The organism is Arthrobacter sp. Sr33, assembly GCF_054511195.1.
This window is the reverse complement of sequence record NZ_JBTNDD010000008.1, coordinates 122,704-145,273: the sequence shown is the minus strand read 5'-3', so window position 1 is coordinate 145,273 and position 22,570 is coordinate 122,704. Positions and strand designations below refer to the sequence as shown.

Sequence of the window (22,570 nt, the reverse complement as noted above, 5' to 3'; positions counted from 1 at the left end):
AGGACTCGATGAGTTTCATAGCTGACGGCGCTGATGTGTCCGCCCAGGCCACCCTGGGTGAGGGCACCAAGGTGTGGCACCTGGCGCAGGTACGTGAGGACGCGGTCCTGGGGGAGAACTGCATCGTGGGCCGGGGCGCGTATATCGGAACCGGTGTCCAGGTTGGCGCGAATTCGAAAATCCAGAACTACGCGCTCGTCTACGAGCCGGCGTCGTTGGGTCATGGGGTGTTCATCGGCCCGGCGGTGGTGCTGACCAATGACACATATCCGCGGTCGGTGTCACCGGATGGTGAACTCAAGAGCGCCCACGACTGGACACCGGTCGGCGTCACCATCGGCGACGGCGCGTCGATTGGCGCCCGCGCCGTCTGTGTGGCACCGGTGACGATCGGTGAGTGGGCCACTGTGGCCGCAGGCGCCGTCGTGACCAAGGATGTTCCGGCATATGCCCTGATGGTGGGGGTCCCGGCGAAACGGGTTGGCTGGGTCGGTAAGGCCGGCCACCCGCTGCGCAACGAGGCGGGTACCTGGGTGTGCCCGGCCACCGGAGAAAAGTACGAAGAAACCACAGCAGCAGTGGGTTCAACAGCAGCGGGTTCAACAGCGAGTTCAATACTGAAACCAGTAGGGGTAGAGGCATGAGTAAAGGGTTCATTCCGGCAGCGAAGCCGATTGTAGGGGACGACGAGCGGGCAGCGGTGGATGCCGTACTGCTTTCAGGGATGCTCGCGCAGGGCGCCGAGGTGGCGTCCTTCGAGACCGAGTTCTCCGACGTCCTGTTAGACGGTCGGGCGGCTGTGGCAGTGAATTCCGGGACGTCCGGGCTGCACCTGGGATTGTTGGCTGCGGGGGTGGGCCCTGGGGATGAGGTGATTGTGCCGTCCTTCACATTCGCCGCGACCGCCAACTCGGTGGCCCTGACCGGTGCGACACCGGTCTTCGCCGATATTGAACTAGATCATTACTGCCTGGACATTGCCCACGTGGAGTCGTTGATCACCGACCGCACCAAGGGCATCATGCCGGTGCACCTGTACGGGCACCCCGCAAATATCGTTCAGTTCCGGGACCTGGCCGATAAGCATTCAATCGGTTTGTTCGAAGACGCGGCGCAGGCTCATGGTGCGGGCCTGGACGGCCGGAAAGTGGGCACGTTCGGGGACTTCGCGATGTTCTCGCTGTATCCGACGAAAAACATGACCTCGGGTGAGGGTGGCATGGTGTCCACCGGCGACGCGACCATCGAACGGAACCTGAGGTTGCTGCGTAACCAGGGGATGGAACGCCAGTATGAGAACGAGCTGGTGGGCTTCAACGCCCGGATGACCAACCTGCATGCTGCAATCGGGCGGGTCCAGTTGACCAAGGTGACGGGTTGGACGGCTCAGCGCAAAGCTAATGCCGCGTTCCTGGATGCGAATCTCACCGGGGTCGGCACCCCTGTTGTGGCTCCGGGAGCCGAGCACGTCTACCACCAGTACACGGTGCGGGTCGATGGCGGCGCTGCTGCCCGGGACAAGCTCGCCTCCGCGTTGAAGGAGGACTACCAGATCGGTTCGGGAGTGTATTACCCGATCCCGAACCACCGTCTGCCGTCCTTCATGCGTGAAGAGGACCTGCCCAACACGGAGATCGCGGCTCAGGAAGTGCTATCCCTGCCGGTGCACCCGTCGCTGGACCAGGAAGACCTGGAACGCATCGTTGAAGCGGTCAACGCGTTGACCACGGCAGGAGCCTGAGCATGGTTGATCTGAAAGTCGGTTTGATCGGGCTCGGCATGATGGGACGCCATCACGCCCGGGTGATCCGGGAAGTTGAAGGCCTCGAACTCGTCGCTGTCGCTGATGCGTTCGGCGACCCGCACGGTGTCGCCGGGTCCCTGCCGGTCTGCGGCTCGGTCGAAGAGCTCATCAACCAGGGCATCGACATGGCTGTGTGCGCGGTCCCGACTGGTCTCCATGAGGAAGTCGGGTTGGCGTTGGCGGCCGCGGGCATCCACACCATGGTCGAGAAGCCCATCGCGTCGACCATCGACGGCGGGCAACGCCTCGTGGACGCGTTTGAAGAGCGCAATCTGGTCGGAGCGGTCGGCCACATCGAGCGGTTCAACCCTGCGTTGCAGTCACTGCGGGCCAGGATTGAGAACGGCGACCTGGGGGAGGTCTACCAGATCGCCACCCGCCGTCAGGGCCCGTTCCCGTCCCGCATCGCCGATGTCGGCGTCGTGAAGGACCTCGGCACCCACGACATTGATCTGACCGCCTGGCTCGCGCAGTCACCCTTCGCATCAGTCTCCGCGCTGACCAGCACCCGGTCCGGTCGCCCGCACGAGGACATGGTCACCGCGTCGTGCCAGCTGGAAAACGGCGTGATCACCTCCCACCTGGTGAACTGGCTCTCCCCGATGAAGGAACGCCTCACCGTGGTCACGGGGGAAAAGGGAGCGTTCGTCGCTGATACCCTCACCGCCGACCTGACGTTCTTCGAAAACGGCACCATCAACACCGAATGGGAAGCCGTCTCCAACTTCAGGGGAGTCTCCGAAGGCAACATCACCCGCCTCGCCCTGACCAAACGCGAACCCCTCAGATCCGAACACGAGGCCTTCAGGGACGCCGTGCTGGGCACCTCCAACAACATCGTCACCATGCGCGAAGGACTCAACACCCTCCGTGTAGCAGAGGCCATCATCGAATCGGCCACCACCGGCGCAACGATAAAGCTCTAGGTATGCCGCTTAGAGTCCTTGTCGCAACGCGTATCTATGCCCCGGAGACGGGTGCTGCCGCTTTTCGGCTGGCGGCAATGGTCAAAGCACTGGAAGGCCGGGGACATCGAGTAACCGTGCTGACGACGTCAGCGCCCGGGTCGCGAAAATCCTCCCCGACCGTCCGGCGGTGGCCGGTCCTGCGTGATAAGTCTGGGGCGGTGCGCGGCTATGTCCAGTACGCCAGCTTCGACATTCCGCTGTTCTTCCGACTGCTTACTGCACCGGCCTTTGACCTCATTGTGGTGGAGCCCCCGCCCACCACCGGTGTGGTGGTCAGAATTGCCGCCGCACTACGCCGGCGCCCTTTCGTCTACTTCGCCGCCGATGTCAGTTCGGTAGCCGCGGAAGGTATTGGCGTGTCGCCGGCAGTGGTGCGGGTCCTCCGCGCCGTTGAGCGCTGGACCCTGTCAGGGGCCCGAAGGATCCTCACTGTGTCCGAGGGAGTCTCTACGGCAGTTGCCTCCCTGATTGGCCCATCGGACCGGATTATCAATGTGGGGACGGGCGTCGACACGGAGCAGTTCACCAGCGACGGACCAACCGGCACTGACAAGGGCAGGTACTTCGTCTACGCAGGAACCATGTCCGAGATCCAGGGCGCCGGTGTTTTCGTTGATGGGTTCATCGCGATCGCCAAGGAGTTCCCTGACGTTCGGCTCGTGATGCTGGGACAGGGAGTTGAAGGTGATGCTCTCCGAGAGCGTGCCCAGGCGGCTGCCGCGCCGATCGAATTCAGAGGGAACGTCGACGGCGGTCAGGTGTCGGCAGCGCTCAGGGGCAGCGTTGCCGGGCTCGCTTCGGTGAGACCGTCTCGAGGGTACGATTTCGCGTTCGCCACCAAGGCGCTAGTCAGCTTAAGCTGCGGTACCCCGGTCATCTACGCGGGAGTTGGACCGCTGAAGGACATCATCGCCGACGAGGGACTCGGCGTGAGCGTCGAATGGGATGCCGCTGAGGTGGCTGCTGCGATGAGGGCGGCTCTAACCTGGCCGCAGGACCCCGCCGAACGGCAGCGCATTTCACAATGGGTTGAGGAAAACTACTCGTTGACCGGCGTGGGCGCGAAGGCCGCGGCTGTCATCGAGGCCGCCGCCCGCGACTGACCGGGCTCGGCTGGACCCACTAGGCGGTCAGCGCGTCAACCACAGCTGTCGCGGCAGTTCCCGTACCGTAAGGAACTGCTGAGGTCGGCTCAGGCTGTGGGCGCTGGACGACGTCGGCGAGAGTTTCGAGATGCTCGGACACGAGGACATTCCAGCCCAGCTCGACCGTTTCGACCCATTCAGTTTCGGGGCGGATTGTTGTGCACGGCACCCGCAGCAGGAAGGCTTCCTTCTGCAGGCCGCCCGAGTCGGTAATCACGCCAGCACTGTTCATCACCGCATTGATCAGTCCGGGGTAAGCTAGCGGCTGGCCCACGCGGATGGATCCGGTTTCCAGCTCGATGCCATGGCGCGCCGCGAGATCCACCAGGCGTGGGTGAGCCAACAGCAGTACCGGCTTGTCGAGCTGAGACAGGGACGTGACAATCTGCTGGAGTCGGCCAAGATCGTCTGTATTGTCCGGGCGATGAATGGTGCTCACGTAGTAACCGCCACTGATCATCCCGGTCGGTAGCTGCTCGTTCTGCGAAACCAGTGAATCACGGGTCTTGAACAGGACATCGGTCATCACATCGCCAACGAGCACGCTCTTCGATGCCAATCCCTCAGTGGCAAGATGGGCCATAGCTGTTTCGGTGGGAGCCAGCAGGAGGTCGGAGGCGTGGTCAGTCAGCACCCGGTTGTGTTCCTCCGGCATCCGGCGGTTAAACGAGCGGAGACCCGCCTCAAGATGTGCCACCGGAATGTGCAGCTTCACAGCCGCGAGGGCTGCTGCGAGAGTTGAGTTGGTGTCTCCATAGACAAGCACCATGTCAGGGCGTTCCTGCTCGAAAATCTCCTCAAGCCCGGCGAGCATCGCTCCGGTTTGTTTGCCATGCTTGCCCGAACCCACACCCAGGTTGTAGTCGGGTGCGGGAATGGCCAGGTCCTGAAAAAACACATCCGACATCAGGGAGTCGTAGTGCTGGCCAGTATGAACGATGATGTGCTCAACCCGGCCTTTCATTGCTGCGGCAATGGGGGCGAGCTTGACGAACTGTGGGCGTGCGCCAACGACGCTAAGGATACGCATGGGTTCCACTTTAGCCGTTGCCCAGTGGCCCAAATACAAGGCGCAACCTGATTCTCCGGTAATCTTGTGCAGGCAGAGCGCTGAGTAGCCGGCGCTGCCCCCAACAATTCAGGAGTGTTTGTGAACGTTGACCTCGTTGTCGTAGGGTCGGGCTTTTTCGGCCTGACCATTGCTGAACGGGCGGCCACCGAGCTCGGCCTGAAGGTAGCGGTCATTGACCGTCGCCACCATATTGGCGGTAACGCCTACAGCGAGAAGGAAGCGCAAACGGGTATTGAGGTCCACCGTTACGGTGCACACCTTTTTCACACCTCCAACGAGCGGGTCTGGGACTACGTGAGCCGGTTCACCGAGTTCACCAACTATGTCCACAAGGTGTACTCGAGCCATCAGGGCGAGGTCTACCCAATGCCCATTAACCTGGGCACGATCAACCAATTCTTCAGGTCTTCATACGGGCCAGCCGAAGCGAGGGCATTGATTCAGGAGCAGGCTGGGGAACTGGCGGGGACCGACCCGCAGAACCTTAACGACAAGGGCATCCAGCTCATTGGTCGTCCGCTTTACGAGGCGTTCATCAAGCACTACACAGGCAAACAATGGCAGACCGATCCCCGGGACCTGCCCGCCGAGATCATCTCCCGGCTCCCGGTCCGCTACACCTACGACAACCGGTACTTCAACGACAAGTACGAGGGCCTGCCCGTAGACGGGTACACGGCCTGGATCGAACGGATGGCAGACCATCCCAACATTCAGGTGCAGCTCAACACCGACTTCTTCGATGACAATCACGAGTTCTCCCGGGCAGCCACCCTGGGCCAGGTTCCAGTGATCTATACCGGGCCGGTCGACCGCTATTTCGACTACGCCGAAGGCGACCTGTCGTGGCGAACCATCGACTTGGAAGAAGAAGTTCTCCCGATCGAAGACTTCCAGGGCTGCTCAGTGATGAACTACCCGGATGAAGACATCGCCTACACCCGGATCCATGAGTTCCGCCATTTCCACCCCGAGCGGGACTACACCAAGGACGCGACTGTCATCATGCGCGAGTTCTCCCGGTTTGCGCAGAAAGACGACGAGCCGTACTACCCAGTGAACACCAGCGATGACCGCGCCAAGCTGAGCGCATACCGCGACCTCGCCAAGGGTGAGAAATCGGTGCTGTTCGGTGGCCGGCTGGGCACCTACAAGTACCTTGACATGCACATGGCAATCGGCTCAGCGCTGTCCATGTACGACAACAAACTCAAGCCGCACTTCACGGGCGGTACCAAGCTCGAAAGCGGAGGGGTAGACGCATGAGCGATGCCGTCATCACAACCACCGACGAAGCCGGGGAACCCCGCTGGCAAACCCTGCAGCGCGTCGTCCTGCCCAACCAGAGTGACCTGGATACCGCTTCGCTCTACATGGATACGGGAAGTGCGCTCAGCGTGCAGCTCAACACCATGGACGGCAGCGTGTCGCCCCAGGGCGGCGGATCGGCGCGCAGCGGCGATGCGAAGGAAATTCACGCCGAGGACTTCAAGTCCCGCCGCTCAACACTGGTGAGGTCCGGGGAGCGTGTCTCTTTCGGCACTTACTTCAACGCCTTCCCCGCCAGCTACTGGCGGCGCTGGACCACAGTCCAGTCGGTACGACTCAGCGTCGCCACTACCGGCGATGGCGGAATCAGCGTCTACAAATCCAACGCGCGTGGTTCCCTCCAGCACGTGGAAACCAAGCGGGTCACCGACACATCAGTGACGACATTCGAGCTGTCCCTTGCCCCCTTCGGAGACGGAGGATGGTACTGGTTTGACCTCGTGGCCGGGTCCGGCAGTTTGGTCCTGGACGAAGCCGAGTGGCAGGCACCGCATTCAGTCGGAACCCAGGGCTCGATCACACTTGAGATCACCACGCTGAACAAACCTGACTTCTGTCTCAATAACCTCTCGATCCTGGCAGACCACCCCGAGTCGTTGGCACCCCTCAAGGAAATCCTGGTAGTCGACCAGGGGACCCAGAAGGTTGCAGATCAGCCTGGTTTCGCCGAGGTGGAGGCAGCCCTCCGGGGGAAACTGCGGATCATTAACCAGGCCAACCTGGGCGGCTCAGGCGGTTTTGCCCGTGGCATGTACGAGGCGGTGGAGAACGGTAGCGATTACGCCCTGCTGCTTGACGACGACGTTGTCATTGAGCCTGAAAGCATTGCTCGGTTGCTGACGTTTGCCGATCATTGCAAAACCCCGACCATCGTCGGCGGGCACATGTTCGACCTCTACAACCGAACCGTTCTCCACACTTTTGGTGAGACGGTGAACCCGTGGCGGTTCCAGCCGGACCAGCCAGTGGAAGGGCAGGTTCTGGGTCATGACTTTGTTCGCTCCAACCTCCGTCATACGCCCTGGCTCCATCGTCGGGTCGATGTGGACTACAACGGCTGGTGGATGTGCCTGATCCCGACAACAGTCATCCGCGACATTGGCCTCTCGCTGCCAGTGTTCATCAAGTGGGACGACGCCGAGTACGGCCTGCGTGCCAAGGCCGCCGGTTACCCGACGGTGTCCATGCCTGGTTCAGCGGTGTGGCATGTGTCATGGATCGACAAGGATGACCTGGTGGGCTGGCAGGCCTACTTCCACACCCGCAACCGGATGATCGCCGCGCTAATCCACAGCCCGTATGAGCATGGCGGACGCGTGGTACGCGAATCCGGGTACATGGACATCAAGCACCTGATCTCCATGCAGTACTACACGGCGCGAGGCAGGATCATGGCTCTCCAGGACATCCTGAAGGGACCGGAGCAGCTCCACGAGGTGCTGCCGACGAAGCTCACTGACATCCGGGGGATGTCCAAAGACTTCCCCGATTCCCAGTTCAAAACTGACCCCGATGCCTTCCCGGGCGCGCGGATGGACAAGCCACCGAGGCAGGGACAAGGCTTCCGTGCACCGTCCTACGCCACGCTGGTGCCCTGGGCCGCGAAGACGATCGTCCGCCAACTAAGTAAGCCGGTGCAGGACTCAAGCCGGGAGCGGCCACAGGCTTTCGTGGCGCACCAGGACAACAAGTGGTGGCGGATGTCGCAGTACGACAGCGCCGTTGTCTCAAACGCCGAAGGCAGTGGAGCGTCCTGGTACCAGAGGGATCCCAAAAAGCTACGGGCCATGCTCACTGAAGCGGGTCGGCTGAACGCGGAGATCCTTCGGAGCTGGCCCCAGTTAAGCGCCAGGTACAAGGCAGCTGCCGAGGAGATCACATCCTTCGAGGCCTGGAAAAAGACCTTCGAAGAAAACTCCGAGAAGAGCGGATAGCGGTTGAGCACCAGCGAACTCACCACGCCCGGTCTGGGTGCTGGTCTCCGCGACGTCCTGCGGTCCCGCTTCCTTCTGAAGCTTCTGGTCGCCAAGGAACTGAAGGTCAGATACCGCGGCTCCGTATTGGGGATCCTCTGGTCGTACGTCAAGCCAGGAGTGCAGTTCCTGGTGTTCTGGTTTGCGCTAGGGGTTTTCCTTGGGATGAACCGCAACACCGAGAATTATGCCATTTACCTGTTTTCGGGCATCGTGCTGATCAACTTCTTCAATGAGGCGCTCGGTAACGCCTCCCGGTCAGTGGTGGGCAACGGCGGATTGATCAAGAAGATCTACCTTCCCCGCGAACTGTTCCCGGTTGCGTCGGTGTGGGTGTCGGCGGTGCATTTCCTTCCGCAACTGCTGGTGCTGCTGGTGGCCTGCCTGTTCGCTGGTTGGACCCCGGGCTTCTTCCAGATTTTTGCCGCGGTGGTAGGGTTCGCAATTGTCGCGTTGCTGGCCACGGGTCTGGGGTTGTTTTTCGGTGCCGCCAATGTGTACTTCAGGGACAGCGAGAACTTCGTCGATATGCTCCTGATGATCGCCACCTGGGCTTCACCAGTGCTCTACACCTGGACCATGGTCCGGGATGGCCTGGCAACGGCATTCTCGGCAGGAACAGCGTCGGTGCTGCTGGTGATCTATCAGGCTAATCCGTTGACGATCGCAGTTGAACTGTTTCACTTTGCCTTCTGGCTTCCCACTACATCAGAGATCACCGATCCGTTGATTGCTGCACCGCCGAACCTGCTCGACATGTGGCTCCCGATCGGACTGGGGACTGCCCTTCTGGTGACCATTTTCGGCCAATGGACCTTCCGGCGGCTTGAGGGCCGCTTCGCCCAGGAGTTGTGACAATGACGACTGCAATTGAAGTACGTGGCATTTCCAAACAGTTCGTGTTGCGGCACACCCGCTCCATCAAGGAGGCGTTCGTCTGGCTGGTCAAGGGACGGAAGGGCGACCTGTCCCAGAAGTTTCACGCCCTCGACGACGTTTCGCTCGAGGTGCGCCAGGGCGAGTCTGTCGCCCTGTTGGGGCTTAACGGCTCAGGCAAATCGACGCTGCTGAAGCACATCTCTGGGGTCATGCTCCCGGACAGCGGCACGGTGCGGACCAGAGGCCGGGTAGCAGGGCTGATCGAGGTCGGCGCCGGATTCCACCCCGATCTCAGCGGCCGTGACAACGTTTACCTCAACGGCGCTATCCTCGGAATGACCGAGGAGCAGATCGACGACCTCTTCGACTTGATAGTCGACTTTTCGGAAATTGGTCAGTTCATCGACACCGAGGTGAAGTTTTACTCCTCGGGCATGTACCTTCGCCTTGCCTTCTCTGTCGCAGTGCACACCAATCCTGAAGTCTTCCTTGTCGACGAAATTCTGGCGGTCGGGGATGAGCCATTCCAGAAGAAGTGTATTGCGAAGATTATGGAGCTCGCTGAGGCAGGCAAAACACTGGTTGTCGTCAGCCATGACTTGGATCTGGTGGCGCAGGTCTGCGAGCGGGGAGTGCTGCTTGAACATGGACGAATCGTGATGGATGCGCCCGTTGCTGATGTGGTGTCGAGGATGCGCAACTGAGCCGGATGTCCTAGCGGCAGGCGGTGATTTCGTAGAGCCTTGCTGGTCCCTCGCGGTCGATTAGTTCTACCCCCGGGGCATTGGCGAGGTTGTCCAAGCCTGGGTAGGGGTGCGATCCATCGTGCAGCTCGTCATCGCCGAAGTCCAAGGCATAGAACGCCCCCAGCTCTTGAACGGCCGGACACACCTCCGGAGAAGTGGCTGCCTCATCCAACCGGTTCATAAGCAGTTCCGCATCTCCTGTAGCTCGGCTCGACGCGTGGGTAAGAAGCACGTTCCGGTCACCCAGGGCGTACGCCAGAGAAGCCCCGGTCCAGGGGTTTCCAACCACGAGGGCGTCCTCGGGAACTGACTGGTGCAGCCGTTCGATGAGTGCGAGTTCATCGCTGGTGATCAGTTCCGAGGTGCGGTCCAGGACGTACTCCCCGCGGGCCTTGGCCTGGGCATTCTCAACTGCCTGTCCCTGGCCGAGGAACCCGATCGCGGTGCACCCGATGATGATGATCGCCCAACTGGCCAGCTGTTGGATCCGCCAGTTGGTCGTCCGGCGAACGAACGCTGAAAGAATGGCAGCCCCGCCCAACACTGCGAGGGGGATAGCAGCTACCGGCAGAAGGGCAGCCAGTCGGTTGCTGTCGTTGTACCAGAGACCGGTGAAGAAATGACGGAGTTCGCCTTGTTCGACGCTGGACACGTTGACATACAGCAGGGCGCTGGTGACATAGATCCCGAGCACCCACCAGTACTTCCGGGCGTTAATGGTGGCCGCTAGCCCCACCAGGGTCAGTACGAGCATGATCCAGTTGATTTCACCGCGCATCGGCGCAATGGCGAGAGCTTCGCCGACGGCGTGAGTGGTGCTCAGGAACGGCGCCCAGAGGGAATTCTGCAGTGACGGGCGGAAGGATATCCAGAAATAGTAGGTGAACCCCAGATAGGCGATAAACAGTGCGGGGGGTGCGATGTGCCGATACCACGGTGCACCCTGGCGGACCAGCTGCCGGGTAGTGCGCCACAGCACCAGGGCGGCGAGAGGTACGACGAATAGGAAGAGAGCGATCATGGTGCTCGGGTGAGCGAGAGCAATAGCCGGCAAGACTGCGAGGAGGCCCATTCCGGCAAGTAATCGGCCGTTCAACGGGTCCTGGACTGCCCCCAGCATCATGCCGGCGAGCCCTATTCCCACCGGAAGAAGGGCGATAGACAGCAAATAGGGGTAGAGAACGCCGAAATCCACCATCAGGTAAGGGAACGTAGGGTAAGCCGCTGCCAGGGCGCCGGTGAGCAAGATCGGGAGGGGCTTCATGCCGGCGATCCGGGTCACCATGAACAGGGCTGACAGAGGCCAGACAACGGCGCCGATGGCGATATTTGCTGCATTTACTGCCACAGCAATCGACGCGCCCGTAGTCAGGGCCACCAGGGAGATCAGGTTATGCCATGCCGCGGGGTAAAAACTAAGCCCAGTGCCCCCATTGGTGAGGTTGCCGAGTGTTAGGGAGGATCCCGACCCCGTATCAAGAATGTACCGAAGTGCGTTCAGATGGAAAATGTTGTCATAGGACTGCGAGATGTTTTCCGGGGCAATGAACATCTGGGTGAAGCGCACCCCAATGATGACTGCGGGAACGAGGACGGCCACAGAGCACAGGGCGCCGGTGATCACTCCGGGGCGGGTTGGCCGATAAATGACCATTAACGACTCACCGCGGGAACGCTGCCAGAGGAACCGGGTCAGGAGACCGCCACCGGCGGTCAGAACTGTCATACCGATCAGCACGGCCGGTGACCAAGTGATGGAAAGGAAGGGAGCGAGGATTGCGCCGACCGATGCCAGGGACACGGAGATGGGGGCCGCGAGAGCCACCGAGGTGAACCCGCGGGCACCGCAGGCCCTCGCCACCAGGAACCCTGGCACCATCAGGATGACGAGAGTCATCAGGATGATCGGGGCTGCCTGCCACCAACTCATCGGTACTTCACCTTTTCCTGGGTCATCGCGCCTGGGGCCGCGAGGCTGTAAGCCGCTGCACCATGGCCCGAATCACTGCTTCGTCTGTTGCGCTGCTCAACTCCGGAGCCGCAGAGTGGGCGTTCCGCTTGTACTGGTTGACTTCCCGCTCTGTGAGCGCGGACAAGGTCCGGGTCAAGTCTTCGGCCGTGAAGCCCTGCGTTACTGCCCCGAGCTGATGGTCCTCGATTAGTTTAGACGTCTCCGGTGATGGGCTGAAAACGATGGCGAGGCGCGCCTGGACAAAGTCGAAGAATTTGTTGGGGAGCATGAAAGCGTGGTTGGTGGTTCGGGGTGGCAGGCTGAACACCCCGACGTCGTACCCGTTGAGGGTGGCAGGTAGGGCGTCCGGAGCAACAGCATCGTGAAAAATGATCCGGTCCTGAGTTCCGGCGGCCGCGCGAAGCGTCTCCCAATATTTTCCGCCGTCGCGAGCCTTCACCAGGTAAAGGTCAAGGCTGAACCGGTCATCAAGGGCTTTGACTGCCTCGATCATCGCCTCGAGGTTCCGGCCGGGCACCGCTGCTCCGCTGTGGACCAGGCGGATTTTGCCGGGCACCATTTCCGACGGTTCCAGGTGACGCAGAGGACCGGAGTTGCGCACCACCTCGACGTCGCATCCGAACCGTTCACGGTAGAGGCGGGCGATCGAGTCGTTGACGGTAATCACCCCGGCTGAGCGCGGCAGATACGTCCGGCACACCCACGTCATGTAGGGCTTCACCAGAAGCTTCCAGGAAAGCACGTGGGATCTCTCCTCTGGTGCCCACTCATGCATGTCCCCGAGGACCGGCGCGCCGCCTGCAACAAGGTGGGCCAGCGGCAAGGCGCGCGCCTCGTTTGCGACCACCAGATCGAACTGCAGATTGCCGATTAGATCGCGGGCTTGCTGAACTGCTGGCGCCTGTAAGCCGGCCGCGGTGAAACGTCGCAGGGCGAGTCCAAGTACTCCCGGGATGGTCTGTGGCAGGGACGGAAGTGCCGAGTCGACCTCTAGATGAGTCGTCGACCCGGGGGGCGCCGAGCCGTAGCTGACCGTTGTTACGGAACCGGACGCCGCAAGCGTCTGAACCTGCCGCAGAACCCTGGAATCAGCGTTGATGTCCGAGAAAGAGATGCAGAGGATACGGAGGGTCATGACCGCAAGCCTAACGGTTCGACCTTGGTTAGCTGCCCCGGAAGGCGGCGTACCCTCGCCGGTGAGGCTGAGGATCTGGCTAAGGAAGGTATGGAATACTTACCTCTGTGAGTCGCTCCTGGGTCGTCATACCAATGTATAACGAAGCCACCGTTGTAGGTGGCGTTATCAAAGGACTCCTCCCATATTTTCCCCACGTTGTCTGCATCGATGATGGCAGCACTGATGGGTCACCTGAAGCCGCAGCGGCGGCGGGCGCCGTCGTCGTCCGCCACCCCTTCAACCTGGGTCAGGGCGCCGCCCTCCAGACCGGCCTTGAGTACGCGTTGCAGGATCCCGCACTCGACGCGGTCATCACGTTCGACGCCGATAACCAGCACCGGGTGCAGGACGCGCAGGAAATGCTCGCCAGGGTCCACTCGGGGGAGCTCGAAGTAGTACTTGGATCACGGTTCCTGGACGGCCGCACCAAGATCTCGCCGCTCAAACGGCTGGTGTTGCGCACAGTGGCGTTCCAGTCGAGGATGTCAACGGGCCTTGAGCTCACCGACGCCCATAACGGTCTCCGTGTGATCAATGCCGAAGTGGCCCGCAGGATCCACCTGAAACAAAACCGGATGGCCCACGCCTCCGAACTCATCCACCAGCTGGCTGAAATCAAGCCACGGCTGGCAGAACATCCAGTTGAGATCATTTATACGGACTATTCCAAAGCCAAAGGCCAGTCCTTACTCAACGGTGTCAACATACTTGCCGATCTCTTCTTCAGGTGAACCCAATGCTCTTTATTGTTCAGATTGTCTTAGTCCTTGCTGTGATCCTCGGCTCACTGGTGCTGATGCGCGGCGGCGCCAACGCCAGCCACCTCGCTATCCGCCGGATCCTCCTGCTAACCTTCGCGCTGATCGCTGTTCTGTCCATTTTCCTGCCGGAATTGCTGACCGGGCTGGCGAACGCGTTCGGCATCGGGCGGGGCACCGACCTAGTCCTCTACGGGTTCATTGTCAGCTTCATGGTCTTCATGGCCTCTTCCGCCCAGCGGCATCGCCACATGGAAGAGTCCCTGACGAGGCTGGCTCGACGGGTCGCGCTCGACGAAACGCCCCGCGTGTGGGAGGCGGATACCGGCACGCCGGGACTGCCCGGAGCCCCTTCAGACGATCCTCCGCGGACCCAACTAAGCTAATCTTGCGGGAGCCATGAAATCACTTATTAGCATTAACCGCCAGCTTCTGGCGGTCCTTCCTCCGAGCGCCCGCCGTTTCCTCCTGCGCTACGCCATCCTTTCCTCGCTGCTTTCCCTTATTGACGTGGTGGCTCTTGGCCTGCTGGCCATTGTCATGTCGAGCATCATCACCGGCAGCACGGTGAACCTTGGACCGTTCGGTCGGATTGACGAGGTCAGCCACTACATCACCGTGCTCGCGGTTTTCTGCACACTCGTGATCATCAAAAGCGGGCTGAACATCCTGCTCCTGCGCTACGCTACCTCCCGGTTCGCCTCCCACGAGGTAGCCATCGGCGACCGGTTGCTGAGCGCCTACATGCGTGCACCCTGGGTGGACCGCCTCAAACGCAACTCGGCGGAACTGGTCCGCTCGGTCGACTCCGGTGTGTCCTTGACGGTTTCAGGTGTGCTCATGCCCTCGATGGGCCTCGCCGGCGAGATCGTGTCGGTGATTGCCGTCGTGAGCGTCCTGTTCGTCAGCAACTGGATCACAGCTGTCACCGCAATCATCTACCTTGGCTTGATCGCGCTCCTGCTCTCCCGCGGCATCTCCAAGCGGGCCGTCGCCAATGGGAGGCGCAACCGCCAGTTCTCATTCAGGACCGTGCGCCTGCTGACTGAAGCGGTTGGCGCGTTGAAGGAAGTCACCCTGCGCGGAGCCTCCCCAGATGTTGAGAAGGCAGTCCACAATAACCGCATCCATTCATCCAAGGCGAGGGCACTGGCGATTTTCCTGGGCCAAGTGCCACGGTTCGTGTTGGAAGCCGGCCTGATTGGCGGCTTCATGTTGGTCGGTGGGGTAGGGCTGCTCACCAGCCCGTCCGGCGTCGACCCGGTGACCAACGCACTCGCCGCCGTCGCTCTCTTCGGTGTTGCCGGGTTCAGGATCATCCCGTCCCTGACCCGGTTCCAGGCCATCCTGTCAATGGTGCATTCAAACTCGCCGTTTGCTGAGCAGGTTCTCGCCGATATCAAGGAGTCCGAGGCCAGCGCTAAGGACCAAGAGGAGCCTGACCAGTCGGAGCTTCCCCAGGGCGTCCCCGATGTGGTGCTCAAGGACGTGTCCTTCACCTACCCCGGTGCTGAGGCGCCGGCCCTGAGTGGCGTCACCATGACCATCCCTTCGGGGTCCCGGGTCGCAGTGGTCGGATCGTCGGGCGCGGGCAAATCAACGCTGATCGATCTGCTGTTGGGCCTCTTGTTGCCCAGCTCGGGCCAGGTGCTGGTGGGGGGAGTGCCAATGCGCGCTGTGCTCCACTCCTGGCGATCCCGCGTGGGCTACGTGCCCCAGGAAGTATCCCTCTTCGATGCCTCGATTGCCCAGAACGTCGCCCTGACCTGGGATCCCGAGCAGGTGGATGAAGATCGGGTTCGCCGTGCATTGGATCGGGCCCAGATGCTTGAGACAGTTCAAAAGCGCCCTGACGGCATCCTCGGCGCCGTGGGTGAACGGGGAATGGCGCTGTCCGGTGGGCAGCGGCAGCGGCTCGGTATCGCCCGCGGACTCTACGCGGATCCGGCGGTGCTGGTCATGGACGAGGCCACCAGTGCACTCGACACCGCCACAGAGGCGGCGGTCACCCAGGCCGTCCGCAACCTGACTGGGAGTGTCACCACAATCACCGTCGCGCACCGGTTGTCAACCATCAGGGACAGCGATGTGGTCTTTTTCTTCGCCGACGGCAAGCTGGCCGCTCAGGGAACCTTCGCCGAGGTCATCGCCCAGATGCCTGACTTCGCCGAGCAGGCTGCCCTGGCCGGGCTCACCTAGCCTGTCCTTCCCATTTTCCTTCAATCAACCAACTCTGGAGTAAAACCATGACCGAGGGAAACCTTCCCGGAGCTCGTCCGCGCATTCTTGTGCTCTCTTTCTCGCCCATCCACCGGGACCCCCGGGTTCTGCGGCAGATCCAGTTCTTTAGCGAGTTCGCTGACGTCCTTTCGTGCGGGTACGGAGCCGCTCCGGAAGGGGTGGTCGAGCACATCGAGATTCCGGTCGAGTTCAAGCCGTGGCGGCCGGACTTCAAGAAGGTGGCTATACTCCTGGGGGCGCGGTTCCACGAACGGCTGTACTTCGACTCCAACCGTGTCAAGCACGTCCTGAAAAACATTCCGGCTGGCAGCGTTGACGTGATCGTCGCCAACGACGCACTGGCCGTCCCCGCCGCTGTTGCCCTGCGGCCGCGCAAGGGTATCCACGCAGACCTGCACGAGTATGCGCCACGCCAGGGCGAGGACAAGCTGCAGTGGAAACTCCTGGTCGGCCCACTGATGGACTGGGCATGCCGCAAGTACGTGACCGAGGCTGACTCCGTTTCGACTGTCGCGAAGGGCATCGCTGAGGAATATGCGTCGGTCTACCGCATTCCTGAGCCCGCCGTCGTGCCGAATGCCTCCTACTATGACGATCGGTACAGCCCGTCACCGGTCCACTCGCCCCTGCGGTTGATTCACGCCGGGGCTGCTGGCCGTGGTAGAAAAATCGAGATCATGATGGACGCCGTCGCCCGCGCCAACGAGTTGAAGCCCGGCAGCGTCACCTTCGACGTCGTCCTGGTTCCCGGCGAACAGGATTACATCGACGAACTGGCTGTGAAAGCGGCAGCAGTGCCAGGCGGGGTTATCAGGATGCTGCCACCGGTGAAGTTCGAGGAAATCGTCGGTCTCCTGCACGGCTACGACATCGGGTTCTACCTCTGCCCGCCAGCAAACTTCAACATGCTGCATGCGCTCCCGAACAAGCTGTTCGAGTTCGTCCAGGCGCGGCTCGCCGTCCTCATTGGCCCATCACCGGAGATGAAGCGTGTGGTTGAGGAGCACGGGTTCGGTGTGGTGTCGAAGGATTTCGACGCCGAGTCAGCAGCGCAGGTGCTCATTGGCCTGACCCCCGAGCAGGTCGCCGAGATGAAGCAGGCGTCACACCAGGCCGCGCGAACCCTCAGCGCCGAGAACGTTGCCGCACCATGGATCGCTGCTGTCAAGAAACTGGCAGGCGTCGCCTAGCACTCCCGCTGTCTGACCGCTACGCGGCCCCCAACAGATCAGGCTCCGTTCCCTTCCAGCTGAAGGGGACGGAGCCTGATCTGTTGGTGCAGGGTCTACCGGCTACTGCAGCCGGGTGCCAGCGAGGGTGAGAGAGGACCAGCCGTGGCCGAACTGGGCCCAGGAGCCCCAGACCCCACCGGAGTTGATCGGGTAATAGTGCAGGGTGCCGTCATGGCGTTTCGCGATGATGCCTCTGCTCCCCGCACCGGCGAAGCCTGAGACACTGTCCATGGTGTGGGTGGTGTGCCAGCCGGTGCCAACCAGGCGCCTTTTCTCATACTGGAATCCGCCGGTCCCTGCACCGCGGTACAACGCCAGCTTGGACGCGGTGTTGCGGGCGAGAAGATCCTGACGACCGTCGCCGTCGAAGTCGGTCATGACAACCGACATGCTGCCGAATCCGTGGCCGATCTGGCGGGGGGACATCAGGGTGCCGTTGCTGTTCTGGGGCCAGTAGTGCAGGCTTCCGTCCGAGCGAGTGCCGATGATGGTGGGCCGCGAGCCCCGCAGCCATGGGCCGACTGTCACCTTCATTCCGCCCCACCCGGACGTCGCGAGGACCTGCGGCGAGTAGAAGCCGCCGGTGGTTCGGCCAGGGTAGACGGTCAGACGGCCGTTGGTCCACTGGGCGAGGATGTCGATGACGCCGTCGCCGTTCCAATCCACGGTGTGAATGGACCGGGTGTTCGACCAACCGTGCCCGATCTGAATCTTCGATGAGACATCGCCTCGTCCGGTGCCCGGGTAGTTGAACAGTTTGCCGTATCGGTCGATGGCGATGATATCGGCCGAGGAACGGATCGAAGGGCCTGCGGGGCGCTGGGGTGCGGCCGGTGCCGACGGTGTCGAGTTGCGGGCGAAGCTCGCAAGGGCCGAGGCGCTGCCGTTCCAGACGTTCCAGTCGCCGACCACTGGACCTTCGCTGGTGTACTGCCAGAGGCTGTACTTGTTCCAGCCAGAGGGGAGGGTGCCCGCGCCCACATTGTTGTAGGAGGCGATGTGCAGTGGATGGTCCGTGAAGGCGGTGGAATTCCCGGTGCAGCGGTTCCACCAGTCGGTGGTGGTGTAGATCATGGGTACGCGACCGGTGCGGTCCAGCATGGTGTTCGAGAAGTCCCGGATCCAGTTGACCATCGCGGTGGTGCTCATGTTGTAGCAGGAGTTGCCGAGCGAGGAATAGGGGTTGTACTCGACGTCGAGCAGCGGGGGAAGGGTCTTGCCGTCGGCCGACCAACCGCCACCGTTGTTAATGAAGTAGTTGGCCTGCGCGGCTCCCGAGGAGATGCTTGGAATGGCGAAGTGGTAGGCGCCGCGGACCATGCCAGCGCTTGCCGAACCCGTGTACTGCTGGCTGTAGTAGGGGTTCTTGTAACTCGTCGCCTCGGTGGCCTTGGTGTAGGCGAACCTGGAACCCTGATTCCACGCCGCCGACCAGTTGACGTTGCCCTGGTAGCTGCTGACGTCAACGCCCAATGTGCCTTGGGGGCGCCACAGGTTCACCGCCGCAGGATCGGTAGCTGCTGCAGGCGCGTCGCTCAAAGTTGACTGGTTCTGAAGTTCCCGGGCGGTTGGGATCTGCGGATCACCGGACTCGGCGATCCGCTCGGCGCCTTGCCCCAGGCTCGCACCATGGGGACCGATCAGTTTCGCAAGTGCTTCAGGATCCGCGGCTAATTCGGCAGCGGTAAGTTCTTCAGGTGCCACCTCTGCGGGCGCCACCTTAGCGGGCACCGGAGTCTCAGCCGCCGGATCAACGATCTCAGGGTCGACGATCTCCGGCTCGACAGGAGCCAGCGTCGTGGGGCCATCAGGAGGACCAGCAGGTGTCAATTCGGGTGGCGTTGCGTCAGCCGGCGCCGAAATGGTCGGTTCTGGTGGGACGGGTTGCGGGGTGGCGATGGCTGGCACCGACCCAGCAGCTAGCGCTGCGGTAAGGAATGCGGCGGCAAGGACAGTAGAGGCGCGAGAGTGGTTCACAGAAAAGTCTCCGAGTAATGCGAGCCCGAGGCGAGAGAGGGCGTCGTCCCCTCGAGGATAGCCCACTGTGACTGATGTGACTACAGATGCAGCTGTTACGGCAAGGCTGATCGTTATCCACAGCGCCCGACCAGGGGGTGGGCGAAGACCCCTGTTTCCCCTATCCTGTAGTGCATTCACCGGTTACACCCACGGTCTCGGGCGTTCCGGCCCCAGAGGCCGGGCTGCCCTGTTTCAAGGGACTCCTATGGACGCCGTACGCATTATCGAGGATGAGGTTCGTGAGCTCATCCGCCGTCGTGGGCTAGATCCGGCCCGGCAGAGTGATGAGGTGTTGCGCCTGGTGCAGGCCGCCGTTGACGATTACGACGAGCGCACCATGCTCGGTACACTCCCACAACTCGGGCAGCGCGACGTGGCGCAGAAGTTTGTGTTCGACGCCGTCGCCGGTTTTGGCGCCTTGCAGCCGTTCTTCGATGGCCCGACAGTCGAAGAGGTCTGGATCAACTCACCTACCGAGATTTTCGTGGCGCGATCCGGTGAATCAGAGTTGACCTCGCTGGTTTTGAGCGAGCAGCAAATCCACGACCTGGTCGAACGCATGCTCAAGTCATCGGGCAGACGGCTCGACCTATCCTCTCCGTTTGTGGATGCTGCACTGCCTGATGGATCACGCCTCCATGTGGTCATCCCGGATGTGACGCGCCGTCATTGGTCAGTCAATATTCGAAAGTTCATTGCCAAAGCGACCCGGCTGGAACACCTCGTCGGGTTGGGGACCCTGTCGCCGCAAGCTGCCCGATTCCTGGACGCAGCCGTAGTGAGCGGGCTGAACATCCTGGTGTCGGGTGCCACCCAGGCCGGTAAAACAACCCTGCTGAACTGTCTCGGTTCGAGTATCGGTTCCCGGGAACGGGTGGTGACGGTCGAGGAGATCTTCGAACTCAAGCTTCCGCTGCGAGACGTGGTGGGGATGCAATGCCGACCACCCAATTTGGAAGGACAGGGGGAGATTCCGCTCCGGAGACTGGTCAAAGAAGCGCTTCGGATGCGTCCCGACCGGCTGATCGTGGGTGAGGTTCGTGAGGCGGAAAGCCTTGACATGCTGGTCGCCCTTAATTCCGGGCTGCCGGGGATGTGTAGCGTGCATGCCAACAGCGCCCATGACGCAGTGACTAAGATCTGCACTCTTCCCTTGCTGGCCGGCGACAACATCTCTAGTGCTTTTGTGGTGCCCACGGTGGCGTCATGCATCGATCTCGTGGTTCACTGCGAACGCTTTCGAGACGGACGCAGGAGGGTCACTGAAATTCTGTCCCTCGGCAGGCGGGTGGAAAACGGCATCATCGAATCATCGACCGTGTTTCAAAGAGTCGACGGTGACCTCGTTGTCACGGCGCTCGCCATGCCCTCCGAAGAAAAATTCGCCAGTGCAGGTTTCCAGATTGCCCGCCTCCTGGAACCAGCGACATGACTACGGTCATCGGGGCAGGACTCGGAACGGGTCTGTTCATGATCTGGTGGTCCTTCTGGGCTGAACCCCGCAAAAGTCGGCAGACTACTCGCCGAAACCGCCGAGTTGACGACCTGCTGCTGCGCGCGGGTATCGAAGCTGTCTCAGCGGGAGGCCTGATTGCCACGTCACTGGGCATCGGAGGGGTGGTCTTCCTTGCGGTGCTCGTCCTCACAGGGTCTCCTCCGATCGCGGCCTGCTTCGGTCTGTTCGGTTCGCTGCTACCCGTGGGCGTCGTCAGGTGGCGCGCGCGTCGTCGGGCGGCTTCACTCAGAGAACTCTGGCCCGACGTCGTCGATCACTTGCGATCAGCCATCCGCGCAGGGCTGTCCCTGCCCGAAGCCATCAGCCAACTGGGCGAGAAGGGTCCTACAGAGCTGCGTCATGCCTTCACCGCGTTCAGCGACGACTACCGCGCGGGCGCCCGGTTCGATGATGCCCTGGAGCGGTTGAAAGCCAGACTCGCTGATCCGGTCGCAGATCGCATCATCGAGGCGCTGAGAATGACTCGGGATGTAGGTGGCTCCGACCTTGGACGGCTGTTGGGCACGCTCGCGGAATTTCTGCGGGATAGCGCCCGGACACGAAGCGAACTGGAAGCCCGCCAGTCTTGGACCATCAATGCTGCGCGGCTGGCCGTTGCTGCCCCCTGGCTCGTGCTGATGCTGCTCGCTACCCGCCCGGAAGCGGTAAGAGCCTATAACACCGCCACGGGTGCCGGAGTGCTAATTGGCGGTCTGGTGGTTTCGGTGGTCTGCTACCGGATTATGCTCCGGATCGGCGCCTTGCCCCAGGACGAACGAGTACTGCGATGATGGACCACCAGGCAGTGGCCATCCTGATGGGCGGCTTCCTCGGGGCTGGTCTTTGGCTTATTCTGGTGCGGGTCCCCTTCTTTCGACCAGCACGATTCGTTGACCGTGTAGCACCGCAGCTGAAATCAGTGGACGTTCGTTCCCGGCTACTGGATGGACCGCCGTCATCAGTGAGCCCATTTGGGCCAATCGAGCGCATCGCACGGCCGGTACTGGACGACGTCGTCCGCTGGCTGGGCCGGTTCAACCCGGCGTCCGCAGCCCTCGCGAGACGCCTATCGCAGGCGGGTCAGGAGCAACAGGTGGCCGACTTTCGGGCCGAGCAAATACTGTGGGCAGCTTTCGGCCTTGGCACATCCACTTTCCTGATGGTATCCCTGGCAATGTCGGGCAGCATCGGCCTGCTTCCCGCTGTAGCCATCGTGATCGGGTGCACGGTGGGAGGCTACGTGTTGCGGGACTACTTCCTGTCGGTCCAGATTCGGAGAAGGGAAGCTAGGATGCTGGCCGAGTTCCCGAGCCTGGCCGAGCTCATGGCCCTCGCGGTCAGCGCAGGCGAAAGCGCGACGGGTGCCCTCGAGCGGATCTGTCGAACATCTAACGGGGAGCTTTCCCGGGAGTTCGAGCGGGTGCTCGCGGAAACCCGAGCAGGGTCGCCGCTAATGACTGCTCTGCAGGATTTTTCGAACCGGACCAGGCTGACACCACTGGTGCGTTTTGTGGATGGCATCACTGTCGCTGTGCAGCGTGGAACTCCGCTCGCCGATGTTCTCCGGGCGCAGGCGCAGGACGTCCGTGATGTATCAAAACGCGAGTTGATGGAAGCAGCCGGGAAGAAGGAGATCGCCATGATGATCCCCCTGGTTTTTGGGGTGCTTCCCCTGACGGTCCTTTTTGCCGTGTACCCAGGCATCGCACTCATCAGCCTTGGCCTGTAATCCACCCACCAGTGTCGACGGAAGAGGAAAA

19 protein-coding genes are annotated in these 22,570 nt (G+C 61.7%); 15 read left to right on the top strand and 4 right to left on the bottom strand.

Annotated elements, in window-relative coordinates; translation table 11 throughout:
• Window positions 1-8: 8 nt before the first annotated feature.
• From ACX80T_RS12120 to ACX80T_RS12105, 4 genes are read left to right on the top strand one after another with little or no spacing between them, the layout of a single operon-like run.
• Complete coding sequence (locus ACX80T_RS12120; protein ID WP_459304542.1) at window positions 9-644, top strand: acyltransferase; 636 nt, start codon at window positions 9-11, stop codon at window positions 642-644.
• A complete protein-coding gene (locus ACX80T_RS12115) occupies window positions 641-1,741 on the top strand; it encodes a DegT/DnrJ/EryC1/StrS family aminotransferase (RefSeq protein WP_459304541.1) in 1,101 nt (366 codons plus the stop codon). The genes ACX80T_RS12120 and ACX80T_RS12115 overlap by 4 nt, the downstream gene beginning before the upstream one ends.
• A 2-nt stretch (window positions 1,742-1,743) precedes the next feature.
• The gene (locus ACX80T_RS12110; RefSeq protein ID WP_459304540.1) at window positions 1,744-2,730 is read left to right on the top strand and encodes a Gfo/Idh/MocA family oxidoreductase; all 987 of its coding nucleotides are present in this window, start codon (window positions 1,744-1,746) and stop codon (window positions 2,728-2,730) included.
• Between the two features lie 2 nt (window positions 2,731-2,732).
• Window positions 2,733-3,875 (top strand): glycosyltransferase family 4 protein, encoded by a 1,143-nt coding sequence (locus tag ACX80T_RS12105; protein ID WP_459304539.1) that lies wholly within the window; start codon window positions 2,733-2,735, stop codon window positions 3,873-3,875.
• A gap of 19 nt (window positions 3,876-3,894) precedes the next feature.
• Here ACX80T_RS12105 and wecB read toward each other — a convergent pair whose 3' ends face one another.
• Window positions 3,895-4,947 carry a non-hydrolyzing UDP-N-acetylglucosamine 2-epimerase gene (wecB, locus tag ACX80T_RS12100; RefSeq protein ID WP_459304538.1) on the bottom strand — a complete coding sequence of 351 codons (1,053 nt, stop codon included), beginning with the start codon at window positions 4,945-4,947 and terminating at the stop codon, window positions 3,895-3,897.
• A gap of 120 nt (window positions 4,948-5,067) precedes the next feature.
• Between wecB and glf the strand changes: the two genes are divergently transcribed.
• The 4 genes from glf to ACX80T_RS12080 are packed head-to-tail and all read left to right on the top strand — an operon-like array spanning window position 5,068 to window position 9,874.
• Window positions 5,068-6,255, top strand: coding sequence for a UDP-galactopyranose mutase (gene glf, locus ACX80T_RS12095; RefSeq protein ID WP_019483060.1), 1,188 nt, complete (start codon window positions 5,068-5,070; stop codon window positions 6,253-6,255).
• Window positions 6,252-8,252 (top strand): glycosyltransferase, encoded by a 2,001-nt coding sequence (locus ACX80T_RS12090; RefSeq protein WP_459304537.1) that lies wholly within the window; start codon window positions 6,252-6,254, stop codon window positions 8,250-8,252. Before glf ends, ACX80T_RS12090 begins: the two co-directional genes overlap by 4 nt.
• Window positions 8,253-8,255: 3 nt before the next feature.
• Window positions 8,256-9,146 carry an ABC transporter permease gene (locus tag ACX80T_RS12085; protein ID WP_459304536.1) on the top strand — a complete coding sequence of 297 codons (891 nt, stop codon included), beginning with the start codon at window positions 8,256-8,258 and terminating at the stop codon, window positions 9,144-9,146.
• Between the two features lie 2 nt (window positions 9,147-9,148).
• Entirely contained in the window at window positions 9,149-9,874 is a 726-nt protein-coding gene (locus tag ACX80T_RS12080) for an ABC transporter ATP-binding protein (protein WP_459304535.1), read from the top strand.
• A 10-nt stretch (window positions 9,875-9,884) separates the two neighbouring features.
• Here ACX80T_RS12080 and ACX80T_RS12075 read toward each other — a convergent pair whose 3' ends face one another.
• Complete coding sequence (locus ACX80T_RS12075; RefSeq protein ID WP_459304534.1) at window positions 9,885-11,846, bottom strand: DUF6541 family protein; 1,962 nt, start codon at window positions 11,844-11,846, stop codon at window positions 9,885-9,887.
• A gap of 22 nt (window positions 11,847-11,868) precedes the next feature.
• The gene (locus ACX80T_RS12070) at window positions 11,869-13,023 is read right to left on the bottom strand and encodes a glycosyltransferase (RefSeq protein WP_019483065.1); all 1,155 of its coding nucleotides are present in this window, start codon (window positions 13,021-13,023) and stop codon (window positions 11,869-11,871) included.
• A gap of 107 nt (window positions 13,024-13,130) precedes the next feature.
• Here ACX80T_RS12070 and ACX80T_RS12065 point away from each other — a divergent pair, with 107 nt between their 5' ends.
• From ACX80T_RS12065 to ACX80T_RS12050, 4 genes are read left to right on the top strand one after another with little or no spacing between them, the layout of a single operon-like run.
• Window positions 13,131-13,796, top strand: coding sequence for a glycosyltransferase family 2 protein (locus tag ACX80T_RS12065; RefSeq protein WP_237715291.1), 666 nt, complete (start codon window positions 13,131-13,133; stop codon window positions 13,794-13,796).
• 5 nt (window positions 13,797-13,801) lie between these two features.
• Window positions 13,802-14,209, top strand: a complete 408-nt coding sequence (locus ACX80T_RS12060; protein WP_459304533.1) for a DUF2304 family protein — start codon at window positions 13,802-13,804, stop codon at window positions 14,207-14,209.
• Window positions 14,210-14,222: 13 nt separating this feature from the next.
• A complete protein-coding gene (locus ACX80T_RS12055) occupies window positions 14,223-16,022 on the top strand; it encodes an ABC transporter ATP-binding protein (protein WP_459304532.1) in 1,800 nt (599 codons plus the stop codon).
• 47 nt (window positions 16,023-16,069) lie between these two features.
• Window positions 16,070-17,254, top strand: a complete 1,185-nt coding sequence (locus tag ACX80T_RS12050; protein WP_459304531.1) for a glycosyltransferase family protein — start codon at window positions 16,070-16,072, stop codon at window positions 17,252-17,254.
• Between the two features lie 102 nt (window positions 17,255-17,356).
• On the opposite strand, the gene ACX80T_RS12045 is transcribed toward ACX80T_RS12050, so the two are convergent.
• Entirely contained in the window at window positions 17,357-19,273 is a 1,917-nt protein-coding gene (locus ACX80T_RS12045; protein ID WP_459304530.1) for a GH25 family lysozyme, read from the bottom strand.
• A 247-nt stretch (window positions 19,274-19,520) separates the two neighbouring features.
• Here ACX80T_RS12045 and ACX80T_RS12040 point away from each other — a divergent pair, with 247 nt between their 5' ends.
• Genes ACX80T_RS12040 through ACX80T_RS12030 form a run of 3 tightly spaced genes read left to right on the top strand, consistent with a single transcriptional unit; the run spans window position 19,521 to window position 22,539 of the window.
• Entirely contained in the window at window positions 19,521-20,747 is a 1,227-nt protein-coding gene (locus ACX80T_RS12040) for a CpaF family protein (RefSeq protein WP_459304529.1), read from the top strand.
• Complete coding sequence (locus ACX80T_RS12035) at window positions 20,744-21,601, top strand: type II secretion system F family protein (protein WP_459304528.1); 858 nt, start codon at window positions 20,744-20,746, stop codon at window positions 21,599-21,601. Before ACX80T_RS12040 ends, ACX80T_RS12035 begins: the two co-directional genes overlap by 4 nt.
• Window positions 21,598-22,539 (top strand): type II secretion system F family protein, encoded by a 942-nt coding sequence (locus tag ACX80T_RS12030; protein WP_459304527.1) that lies wholly within the window; start codon window positions 21,598-21,600, stop codon window positions 22,537-22,539. The genes ACX80T_RS12035 and ACX80T_RS12030 overlap by 4 nt, the downstream gene beginning before the upstream one ends.
• Window positions 22,540-22,570: the final 31 nt, after the last annotated feature.